The sequence below is a fragment of the Paenibacillus sp. P2(2022) genome, from assembly GCF_029522175.1.
In the GTDB taxonomy this organism is placed as follows: domain Bacteria; phylum Bacillota; class Bacilli; order Paenibacillales; family Paenibacillaceae; genus Paenibacillus; species Paenibacillus polymyxa.
The window spans coordinates 59,458-70,636 of sequence record NZ_JAKWFI010000011.1; the positions used below are offsets into that span (position 1 = coordinate 59,458).

General features: G+C 46.4%; 9 protein-coding genes. All 9 read left to right on the forward strand.

Annotated features, from left to right (window positions below; translation table 11 throughout):
* The first annotated feature begins 78 nt into the window (after positions 1-78).
* The 9 genes from lysS to MMB75_RS23360 all read left to right on the forward strand — a co-directional run bounded on the left by lysS (position 79) and on the right by MMB75_RS23360 (position 11,147).
* Positions 79-1,605 carry a lysine--tRNA ligase gene (gene lysS / locus MMB75_RS23320; RefSeq protein ID WP_016818894.1) on the forward strand — a complete coding sequence of 509 codons (1,527 nt, stop codon included), beginning with the start codon at positions 79-81 and terminating at the stop codon, positions 1,603-1,605.
* Positions 1,606-1,692: 87 nt separating this feature from the next.
* On the forward strand, positions 1,693-3,030 hold the full coding sequence (locus tag MMB75_RS23325) for a TrkH family potassium uptake protein (RefSeq protein WP_017427044.1): 1,338 nt from the start codon (positions 1,693-1,695) through the stop codon (positions 3,028-3,030).
* A 288-nt stretch (positions 3,031-3,318) separates the two neighbouring features.
* A complete protein-coding gene (locus MMB75_RS23330) occupies positions 3,319-3,852 on the forward strand; it encodes a hypothetical protein (protein ID WP_016818892.1) in 534 nt (177 codons plus the stop codon).
* 409 nt (positions 3,853-4,261) lie between these two features.
* Positions 4,262-5,032, forward strand: a complete 771-nt coding sequence (gene fabI, locus MMB75_RS23335) for an enoyl-ACP reductase FabI (protein WP_017427043.1) — start codon at positions 4,262-4,264, stop codon at positions 5,030-5,032.
* A gap of 12 nt (positions 5,033-5,044) precedes the next feature.
* Positions 5,045-6,505 (forward strand): class I adenylate-forming enzyme family protein, encoded by a 1,461-nt coding sequence (locus MMB75_RS23340; protein ID WP_090891354.1) that lies wholly within the window; start codon positions 5,045-5,047, stop codon positions 6,503-6,505.
* 44 nt (positions 6,506-6,549) lie between these two features.
* Positions 6,550-7,773 carry an aldehyde dehydrogenase family protein gene (locus MMB75_RS23345; RefSeq protein ID WP_016818889.1) on the forward strand — a complete coding sequence of 408 codons (1,224 nt, stop codon included), beginning with the start codon at positions 6,550-6,552 and terminating at the stop codon, positions 7,771-7,773.
* Complete coding sequence (locus MMB75_RS23350) at positions 7,770-9,470, forward strand: thiamine pyrophosphate-binding protein (RefSeq protein WP_257126525.1); 1,701 nt, start codon at positions 7,770-7,772, stop codon at positions 9,468-9,470. Before MMB75_RS23345 ends, MMB75_RS23350 begins: the two co-directional genes overlap by 4 nt.
* 20 nt (positions 9,471-9,490) lie before the next feature.
* The gene (gene fabF, locus MMB75_RS23355) at positions 9,491-10,735 is read left to right on the forward strand and encodes a beta-ketoacyl-ACP synthase II (protein WP_016818887.1); all 1,245 of its coding nucleotides are present in this window, start codon (positions 9,491-9,493) and stop codon (positions 10,733-10,735) included.
* 4 nt (positions 10,736-10,739) lie between these two features.
* Positions 10,740-11,147 (forward strand): 3-hydroxyacyl-ACP dehydratase FabZ family protein, encoded by a 408-nt coding sequence (locus MMB75_RS23360; protein ID WP_016818886.1) that lies wholly within the window; start codon positions 10,740-10,742, stop codon positions 11,145-11,147.
* Positions 11,148-11,179: the final 32 nt, after the last annotated feature.

An 11,179-nucleotide genomic window follows, 5' to 3' on the forward strand; every position in this document is an offset into this window, starting at 1 on the left:
CTTGTGGAAGCTTTTTTTCTCTACACCCGAGACGGACCCCGGCCCGTCTATTCATATTGAAGGAGCTGATTTAGCACCATGTCGGATGAAACTACTAACCAGGAATTACAGGAAAATCGCGAGGAATTAAGTGAATTATTGCAAATTCGTCGTGCCAAATTGGACGAGCTTCGCTCATTGGGCATTGATCCTTTTGGACGCAAATACATACGCACGGATGAAGCGGGCGTACTACTGAGCAAGTATGACAGCTTGACCAAGGAAGAATTGGAAGAAAAAAATATTGAAGTTAGCATAGCAGGCCGCATTATGGCTAAACGAGTGATGGGGAAAGCCAGCTTCGCTCATATACAGGATCTTAGCGGACGTATTCAAATCTATGTTCGTCAAGACACTGTACCTGAAGCAAATTATAAAGCTTTTGGTATTTTGGATCTCGGCGATATTGTTGGTGTTAAGGGCGTGCTCTTTAAAACCAAGACAGGCGAAACGACGATCAAAGTATTGGATATTGAAGTCTTGTCCAAATCCTTGTATCCATTGCCGGAGAAATATCATGGTTTGAAGGATGTTGAATTGCGTTATCGTCAGCGTTACGTAGATCTGATTATGAACCCAGAAGTACAAAAAACGTTCATTATGCGGTCCCGTATTATTCAATCCATGCGTCGTTATCTGGATTCGCTCGGTTATTTGGAAGTTGAAACTCCAACGTTGCATGCCATTGCTGGCGGGGCGGCGGCGAAGCCATTTATTACACACCACAATGCATTGGACACGCAGCTTTATATGCGTATTGCTATTGAACTTCATTTGAAGCGACTAATTGTTGGCGGAATGGAGAAAGTATATGAGATCGGACGTGTATACCGTAACGAAGGTGTATCGACTCGTCATAACCCTGAGTTTACGTTGATTGAGCTGTATGAGGCATATGCTGATTATAAAGATATCATGCAATTGACGGAAAACATGATTGCACATATTGCGCAGGAAGTACTGGGCACACAGCACATTCAGTATCAAGGTCAGGAAGTCGATCTGACGCCGCAATGGCGCAGAGTTTCCATGGTCGATGCTGTTAAAGAAGTAACAGGCGTAGACTTTAGTGTGCAAATGAGTAATGAAGAAGCTCATCGCCTTGCGAAAGAGCATAAGGTTCCGGTTGAACCGCACATGACATTTGGTCATATCCTGAATGCATTCTTTGAGCATTTTGTAGAGGAAACGCTTATTCAGCCGACCTTTATTACTGGACATCCGGTTGAAATCTCGCCATTGGCGAAGAAAAATGAACAGGACCCGCGTTTTACGGATCGCTTCGAGCTGTTCATGGTCGCTCGTGAGCATGCGAATGCGTTCACTGAGCTGAATGATCCAATTGACCAGCGCCAACGTTTTGAATCGCAATTGCTGGAACGTGAGCATGGCAATGATGAAGCTCATCAAATGGATGATGACTTTATCCGCGCCTTGGAATATGGTATGCCGCCAACAGGCGGGCTGGGCATCGGCATCGATCGTTTGGTTATGTTGCTGACAGATGCGCCTTCCATTCGCGATGTGCTGCTTTTCCCGCATATGCGTAACCGTACAGTAGAATAACATCACATTATGAATATAGAGGATCAGCCGGGGTTCCCGTGTCTAGTTCCTCTTTTTCATAAGAACGGATGGAGAGGAATAGTTCTGATGAAACGCAGCGTCAAGCTTAGTCGGTTCGCATCGCCTCCTTTTATATTGGTCATCGGATATGTATTGATTATTGCATTGGGTACTTTGCTGCTGATGCTTCCTATTGCCAATCATGGTGGACATGCTCCGCATTGGATTGATTCGCTTTTTACGTCCGTCTCTGCTGCTTGTGTCACAGGATTGGTCGTCGTTGACGTCGATTCGACCTATACGGTATTTGGAGAAACCGTCATTTTGGTGCTGATGCAGCTAGGTGGGCTAGGGTTTATGACCTTAGCGACCTTGTTTGCGCTGTTGATGGGACGACGGCTATCGTTGAAGGATCGGCTGCTGCTTAAGGAAGCGATTAACGCTGATAGCATGGAAGGGATCGTGCGCATTATTCGCAAGGTGCTGATCTTTTCTTTTACCATTGAAGCAATTGCGGCTGTCGTCTTAGCTTTGCGGTGGATGCGAGAGATGCCGGTCGGACAGGCGATATATTATGGGATTTTTCATTCCGTATCCCTCTTTAATAACGGGGGATTCGATCTGTTTGGGACCAGCTTTCAACAATACGCCGGAGATTTTGTTTTCAATATGATTGCATCTGTGCTTGTGATTTCGGGAGGATTGGGTTTCCTTGTACTAAGCGACTTGTTCGATTTTCGTCGTACCCGGAGACTGACTTTACACTCTAAAATGGTGCTAAGCGTGTCGGGAGCACTCATTGTCATTGGTGCGCTGGTGATATTTATTTTTGAGTTTACCAATGCACGAACCTTGGGCGGACTGAACTGGGAAGGCAAAGTATATGCCGCTGTCTTCCAATCCGTCTCCACGAGATCATCGGGAACAAGCACGGTCGACATCAGCGGGTTAAGGCAGGCGAGTCAATTTTTTATTATGCTGCTGATGATTATCGGTGCTTCTCCAGGCTCTACTGGAGGAGGAATTAAAACAACTACGTTTCTGCTTATGGTAGGTGCGTTAATCGCCGTCATGCGAGGACAGAAGGAGATTGTGTTTTTCCGTCATAGGGTTCCTCAGGATATCATGATGCGGGCGTTGACCATTATTGTAATGGCGCTATTTATATTCTCGATTGTGGTTATACTGCTCTTAATGACCGAGGATGCCCCATTTCTCTCTCTTGCATTTGAGGCGGCTTCTGCCATCGGAACGGTAGGGCTGTCTGTAGGAGTGACGCCAGGATTGTCTGACGCAGGCAAGCTGATTATTTGTGTGACGATGTTTATTGGTCGAATCGGTCCTCTTACGATCGCTTATGCCATTCGCCCACGTTCGACCAAGACGTTGTACCGTCGTCCTGAAGGACATATTGTAATTGGATAGCTTATCTATATAAAAGATGCACCCGTACTGATGACAGGGGCGCATCTTTTTTTATTGCATATAACATAATCCTTTATTTGCAGCATATTATGAAAAATGCCCAATTTGAGAATAAGAGGAAATAGACTAAATAGCCGCAATTTTATTGTAAAAAAACGGCTATTTGTTTCCTTTTATGTAATTATAGACAAAATACTAGGAATATTATGTATAATATTGTATGATAGTGGGCATGAAGGGGGGGACTTAGGGAAATACCAATTTCAAATTTGAAAGGAATCGTCCATTATGTATTTATTTATTATTAGTGCTGAGGTTTTATTTTGGGTTTTTGTTGTTGCAGGGTTAGTCGCAAGGTATATGTTTGGGTTGAAGAAATTAGGGGGCCTTCTTTTACTCTTTACCCCAATTATTGATATCCTGTTGCTGATTGCGGTGTTCATCACGGTGAGAAGTGGCATGGAGATTACGACTGCTACTGGCCTGGCAGCCTGTTATTTTGGTATTACCGTAGCGTTTGGTCATAGGTTAATTAAGTGGGCCGATGTACGATTCTCTCATTGGTTTGGTAAAGGACCCAAGCCTGAACGCAAGTATGGTGCTGCTCATGCAAAAGAGGAGCGTATAGGTTGGTTGCTTCACCTGTTGGGCTGGGCTATAGGCAACGCTTTGTTGCTCGCCATCATTGTATATGTAGGTGATCCGCAGCGTACGGCGGCACTGGAGGGCATCATGCAAACATGGGCGATCGTTCTGGCAATCGACTTTGTTGTCTCCTTCAGCTATACCTTAGCTCCTAAAAAACATAAACATAAGGCTTAGCCAAGAGGAATAGAGCCTCAAGCTTGAAACGAATCAGGATGTTCAAATCGGGAGAGTCATTGACGGTGAAATGAAGTGGTTACTTTCGATAGTGGGATGAGTCTATCGTCGGAATGGAAATATTTATAAGAATATGATATTTTTATATTAAAATCGCTTTGACAGTCATCTTATCGTTGCTTCACCACTTTTTTCACACGCATGGACTCCTTTCGATTTGAACACAGACCAACAGAAACCACATTCACAATTTTTAAAATATTCTTGTCATCTGCCTAAAACGGCGCCTATATAAGTTTGGCAACTGACGAGATAATATTCCAGGAAAGATTATATATGTCTATATATGTAGACAAACGCAATTAAGTTGTTATTATGTTTAAAAATGTAAAAAGGAAAGGTGGTTTCTGTGGCAGTACTACTGAGTGGAAAGAACATTTTGATTATGGGTGTGGCTAATAACAGGAGTATTGCCTGGGGGACAGCCCAATCTTTAGCTGCGGAAGGAGCAAATCTCATTTTTACTTACGAAAATGAGAGGGTTGCAGAACGGGTGCTAAAGCTCGCTGAAACCATTCCGGGTTCCATTGTCTGTCCTTGCAATGTACAGAGCGATGAAGAATTGGATGCACTGGCGGACTTTCTCAAGGAGAAGGTAGGCGTCTTACACGGATATTTCCACAGTGTTGCGTTTGCTAAGGCTGAGGATTTGGAAGGCTCGTTCGTCGATACTTCTCGCGAGGGATTCGCGGTTGCTCAAGAGATCAGTGCCTATTCTCTGGCTGCTGTATCCCGCCGTGTATACCCGCTGATGACGGAGGGTGGAAGTATCGTCACCATGACGTATATCGGTGCAGAACGAGCCATCAAGAATTACAACATTATGGGTGTAGCAAAGGCCTCACTAGAAGCCAGCATGCGCTATCTGTCGAATGATCTGGGTACTTACGGCATTCGTGTAAATGCGATTTCGGCTGGTCCTATACGTACTTTGGCCGCCTATGGCATTAAAGATTTTAACACAATGCTAAAGCATATTGAAGAAACTACGCCCCTACGCAAGACGGTCGATACGTCTGAAGTCGGAGATACGGCGTTATTCCTATTTTCCCATTTATCGAGAGGCATTACGGGTGAAGTTATCCATGTAGATGCTGGATATCATATTACGGGGATGTAAGGAGGGAACGTTGTGCTTATTACGCATACGGATTGCCGTATTATCTCACCTGAAGGAATTATGAGTAGGGAGCGTCTGGAACGGGACGTGGCGATCTTCTCACGGATGTTGACTCTCAGAGGAATTCCTGAAGATAGTAGAGTGATTCTGAAAGCGGCCAATTCTTATTGGTTTGTTGTTTCTCTGTTTTCCCTGTGTCATCTCGCAGTTTCGGTAACTGTGGTGGACGAGCAGACTGTAATTGATGAGGTGGCCCAAATCTATGATGAAGCGGGTGCCTGTTGCATTCTGACGGATTCCGATTTAGAAGTTCCTCATGCTCTCGTTATTCTGATTCAAGATCTCATTCAAGAAGAAGCAGTACACCCGCATTGGGTGGGAGAGCCAAAGCCCGAAGCCCTCGACTTTAACAAGTGGTGCGAGAGACCGGATGCGCTCATTCTGTATTCTTCAGGTACGACGGGAAAACCCAAGGGAATCGTGAAAGCTGGTTCAGCTTTTATGGAGAATATCAGACATTCCATACACGCTATGAACTACATACCGTCTGACCATATGCTCCCCGTAGTGCCTTTCTCTCATTTTTATGGAATTTCACTTATCTTCTCCTGGTGGTTAACCTCATGTTCTCTCATCATCTGCAATCCAAAAAACCTCTGGAGCGTCATTGCAAGTATTACGAAAGACCGGGCGACGGTCGTAGACGCTAACCCCTCTGCTTTTTACACCTTGTTGCGTATGCTAAGCCGAAAACCCGAACAACTGGAATTGATCAAGCAATCCCCAGTCCGCATGTGGTGCGTAGGCGGCTCTCCACTTACTCAAGACCTCGAAGAGAAATTTAACAACATATTTGGACAGCCCCTGCTGAATGGTTATGGCCTTTCTGAACTGGGCAACGTCACGCTGGGGACGCTGGAGTGTCCGAAGGGGTGTGGCAAACCATTACCTGGTGTGGATTTGAAAATACTTGATTCTACTGGCAACCATCAGGTGGACGGTATCGTAGGCGAAGTGTGGATACGAAGTGCCGGATGCATGGAAGGTTATCTGAATCGTCCCGACCTGACACAATCTGTTCTCCAGGATGGCTGGTTTAAGACGGGAGATCTAGGCTATCTGGATGACGGAATGCTGTATGTTATTGGTCGCAGTGGTAAGACAGTCAACCGGATGGGCTACATGGTCTCCCCAGTCTATATCGAGGACCGGATTGGTTCACTAGGTTACCGATCCTGTGTGATTACTTTGGAGGATGAGGCAAAAGGGACTTTGCTTGTTGCATTCATCGAAAGTGAATCCTCACAGGTCTTACCTGTGCTCCGCAAAGAGATGAATCGGGTACTCCCTTCTTACATGTTTCCCGATCTTTTGCTTCCGCTCGACCATTTTCCTTTAAATCGCAATGGAAAAGTAGATCGTCTGGAGATGGAGCGCACTGCTCTAGAGAAAGCTGCTTCTCGCAAAGCATAACAAGATATTTACCAAAATCGCATATAGGAAAGGGAGAATGTGCCATGAGTATAAATCCAGAACTGGCAGAAAACACGCTGTTTTTGAAAAGGCATGAATCTATTCTGAAATGCCTCAATTATTTGATTGAAAATCGGCAAGAAGTGATGGATATTCTCACACAATTTTCATCCTATCGGGCCGCCAATGCAGAAATTGACTCCACGATCCTCACACTTCAAGGTGCATTGCAAGAAGTGCAGACCCATCAGCCAAGCTGGCAACGATCTATGGCTGTATTTATGCCCTCCAACGTCATTTTGTACTCCTATGCATTATACCTCTTGATTCCATCCCTGTACGTTGAAAATATAGACTTTCGTCCTTCTTCTCACGTAAACGAGTATGTCGATATGCTGCATGAAAAGCTGCAAGCAGTACACCAATTACCTATCTATATTCGGAAAGTTAGCCAGAAGGTGTTCATGGAGAATTCCGTGATGCCAGCTGATATTGTGGTGTTCACCGGGAGCTATACCAATGCGGAGAAGATCAAAAAACAGATTCGCAAGGATCAACTCTACATTTTTTATGGACAAGGGATCAATCCTTTCATCATTGGACCAGATGCCGATCTGGAGCTGGCGGTTACCGATGTGATCCGCATGAGATTGTTCAACTCTGGACAGGACTGCCTGGGACCCGACATCATCCTGGTACATCAAGAGGTGAGCGAGCCATTTAAAAACTTGCTGATTCAACGGATTGACGAACTCGTATTTGGGGCCAACAATGATCCGAACGCGAACTACTCCCCTATATTCTATAAAGACACGCTATATTCGGTTTCTGAATATTTTAATACGAACGATAAGTTTATTATTTACGGCGGCGGCATTGATTTCCGTACGAAAAAAATGGAGCCAACGGTTGTATATAGCGAATTGGATCAGAACTTGGAGATTATTGAGTATTTTTCGCCTGTGTTCAATGTAGTTAGCTACCAAGACGACGAGCAATTGATCAAGCGCATTTCCTCCAGTTATTTCAGCGAACGGGCAATGGGTTGCAGCTTATACGGGTCAGAGCATCTGGCAGACGTTCTACGAAAGAAGCACACATTGACCATTAATCAAACCCTTGAGGATGTGGATCAAGGCAATAAGCCTTTTGGTGGCTATGGCACGATGTCGAACTATATTTTTTACGATTATAAGCTCGTTTCGAAGCCGATCTTGATCTCGGAAATTGTCGCAGAATATTTGTCAGAAAAGAGGAGTTTGGTATGACCGCGAGCATATCCCCCTGGGATGCCATCATTGGCTACTTACAATCGGCTGGGGCCCAGCACCTCTTTGGATTACCAAGTGACGATCTCAATATTGTAGCGTCACTCCCCTCATCCGGTATGGATTTTATTTTGTGCAAAGATCAGCGTAATGCTGTGTTTATGGCTGCAGGCTATGCGCTCACAACTAACCAGATGTCCGTATGTGTTGTGGGAAAAGGTCCTGCGCTCAGCAATACACTTACGGGGCTACTGGAAGCCAAGAACCTGGGTGCCCCGCTCCTGCTCTTGGCGCTCGGCACCGGAGGAGACAAGCTGGGTACCCGATCCTTTCAGGAAGCCGATCAAATCTCACTCGTGAAGCCGCTCGTCAAATGGGCTTATCGTGTTGAGCATGTGGATCGGCTTGTATGGGCGATGGAGCGGGCTGCCTTTTTGGCTATCAATGGAGCACCAGGTCCTGTCTATATAGAATTACCCGAGAACCTGATGGACCAGTCTGTGCCAACAGGGATTCAGTTTGCCCCGCCAGAAAAGCTCTCGTGCTCTCCGTCTGTTCGGGAACTGGATGCGGCATGGAACATCATTGAGAATGCCCGTAGACCACTCGTTCTAGTCGGAGGCGGAATGAAGTCAGGGACAAGCGATGTGATTGAGCGGTTCGCTAACCAACATGGAGCGGCTGTGTTCGCAACTGCCTCGGGACGAGGTGTAGTGAATGAAGACCATGAACTTTTCTGTGGTGTTGCCGGTCTTTATACCGATCTTAGTCTGAGACAAATCTGGCAGGAATCCGATGTGGTCATTACGCTTGGTAGTCGATTGGAAGAAACGGCTACGTTCGAGTGGGATATTTTGCTACAGGGTACGCCTTTAATTCAAGTCAATGTAGAGCTGGAGGATTTTGCGCACGAATTCAGAGGCATCAAGGTGCTTGGCGATGGATATGCGGCAGTGGAGCAATGGCTAGAACGGCGCGGACAGGAGCCCGATGGAGCGTGGCTTGAAACGATCAGAGGATGTAAACAGAAGGCTTTTTCAGAGAGGACTAATTATTTGGAAGAGCTGAAAAAGGCCCCTGGCATCCACGTTCCAGAACTGTTGGACATGATTCAGACGGAGTTTCCTGAAGACCTAGTGCTTCTACAAGAGAACGGATTGCAGGATATGTGGTCCTACTTTTATCCATATTTCCGTTTTACCACAGGCTCACTTTCCATTGTCCCCAGTGACCAAACGAGTCTTGGATTCGGTGCGGCCGCTGCTCTGGGGGCAAGTGTGGCGACAGAACGCCCGGTAGTAGCGCTTGTAGGTGACGGTGCATTCAATCTATTTTGTTCAGATTTTATGACGGCGGTACAGTATCAAATACCAGTAATTTATCTTGTACTTAATAATGGCGGCTACGGTTGGCTGCAAAACCAGATGAATTATAAGCATATCTCAGGACAAGCCTTCCCATTTGTTTCGGAGGCGGTCAAGACAGGAATCCAAATTCCCCAGTATGAATTTGTCGAAAGTCTGGCAATCCGCAGCAAGGGGGAGGCTCGGGAGCAGCTTCAGCTTGCTTGGCAAAAGTACAAGGAGAACAAGCTTGTGGTCGTCGAGGTGTTTGCTGATCTTGCAGATGTGCATGAGAAAATTAGTCATGTATATGGCGACTTTCCTCTCTACGAGCAACAGGCTTCCAAGAATTAATTTCAGCGAAGGACGTGGGTATGGTGAGAAGACGTGTTGTAGTGACAGGACAGGGAGTCGTAACGCCGATCGGGCTTCATCTTACAGATTTCTGGAATTCACTGCTGGAAGGAAAGAGTGGAATCGGACCTGTCACTGTTTTCGATACAGCAAATATACCAACAAAAATTGGTGCACAAGTTACGGGCTTTGACCCGTTGGAGTATATGAGCAAAAAGGAAGCCCAAAAGGTTGCACAGTTCACTCAATTCGCTTTGGCGGCTGCCCGTCAGGCAGTCGAGCAATCGAGGTTAGTCATAGACGAACGAAATGCAGGTCGTGTGGGTGTTATCGTCGGCTCTGGAGCAGGCGGCCTCGATGTCATAGAGGAGAACTACAGAAAATTAACGGAGCTTGGTCCTAAAAGGGTCTCTCCTTATTTTGTTTCCTCGATGATGATTAATTCCGCGCCTGGCGAAATTTCTATTGCCATTGGTGCTAAGGGACCTTCGTTTGCTGTGGTCACTGCTTGTGCCACAGGAAGCAATGCCATCGGTGAAGCATTACGTACGATCCAATACGGCACAGCTGATGTCGTAGTGGCTGGAGGAGCAGAGGCCAACTTTAGTCAGCTTGATTTGGCTTCTTTTGCGAATATTCACGCTCTTTCCAGACGTAATGAAGAGCCACAGAAAGCCAGTCGCCCGTTTGATACGGATCGCGACGGTTTTGTCATCGGTGGTGGGGCAGGGGTTCTAGTGCTGGAGGAGTTGGAACATGCCTTGAACCGGGGCGCCACCATTTTGGCCGAAGTAGCGGGTTATGGATGCACAACGGACGCATATCATATCACGGCTCCAGATCCCTCGGGCTCCGGCCCGGCAGAAGCGATCAATATAGCGCTGCAAGATGGGGGCTTAACACCGCAGGAGATTGACTATGTCAATGCCCACGGTACGAGTACGCCATTTAATGATCGCATGGAGATTAATGCTATTCAAAAAGTATTTGGAGAGCATGCGCCTCGGTTGGCAATATCGTCTATTAAATCCATGACAGGCCATTTAATGGGCGGTGCTGGGGCAGTCGAATTAATTGCAACGGTACAGAGCATGATCCACAGCAAAGTACCACCGACACTCAATTGTGACAATCCCGAAGCCCCTGAACTGAATTTTGTACCGCATGTATATCAGGAACGTGAAGTCCGTGCGGCGATTAGTAATTCTTTTGGTTTTGGAGGACACAACGTCTGTCTTGCCGTTCGTAAGTGGGAGGGGGTATAAGCCTGTGAGCGAAGAGCTAATCCATATCCAGGATGTGCTTCCGCACAGGTACCCATTTCTTCTGCTCGATGGTGTGACCGGGTACGAAACGTCGCAATGGGCAAAGGGGTACAAGCTTGTTACCTCAAGCGAATGGTTTATTACAGAAGCTAATCCATACATGCCTCCTATGCTGATCGTGGAGTCGCTTGCACAATTAGCGGCATTCGCTGCGATTGACAAAAGAGGTATTTCATACCTAACCAACCTCAATGGCGTTCGCTTTCATAGCCTTGCGAAGCCTGGGGACCGAATAGATCTCTATTTTGAAGTGGTCAAGCGTCGGCGTGGTTATATTCTCGGAAGTGGCCGGGCTACCGTAGGCGAACGATTGGTGGCTGAGGCGGAAGAAATTGTTTCACTTGATCAATGACGGGGTGGAAGCGCGCGTTAAACTGTCTTTTT

Bases quoted from the DNA above. Each gene is read 5' to 3' on its own strand.
- lysS (WP_016818894.1), top strand. From the start codon at position 79: ATGTCGGATGAAACTACTAACCAGGAATTACAGGAAAATCGCGAGGAA.
- MMB75_RS23325 (WP_017427044.1), top strand. From the start codon at position 1,693: ATGAAACGCAGCGTCAAGCTTAGTCGGTTCGCATCGCCTCCTTTTATA.
- MMB75_RS23330 (WP_016818892.1), top strand. From the start codon at position 3,319: ATGTATTTATTTATTATTAGTGCTGAGGTTTTATTTTGGGTTTTTGTT.
- MMB75_RS23345 (WP_016818889.1), top strand. From the start codon at position 6,550: ATGAGTATAAATCCAGAACTGGCAGAAAACACGCTGTTTTTGAAAAGG.
- MMB75_RS23350 (WP_257126525.1), top strand. From the start codon at position 7,770: ATGACCGCGAGCATATCCCCCTGGGATGCCATCATTGGCTACTTACAA.
- fabF (WP_016818887.1), top strand. From the start codon at position 9,491: ATGGTGAGAAGACGTGTTGTAGTGACAGGACAGGGAGTCGTAACGCCG.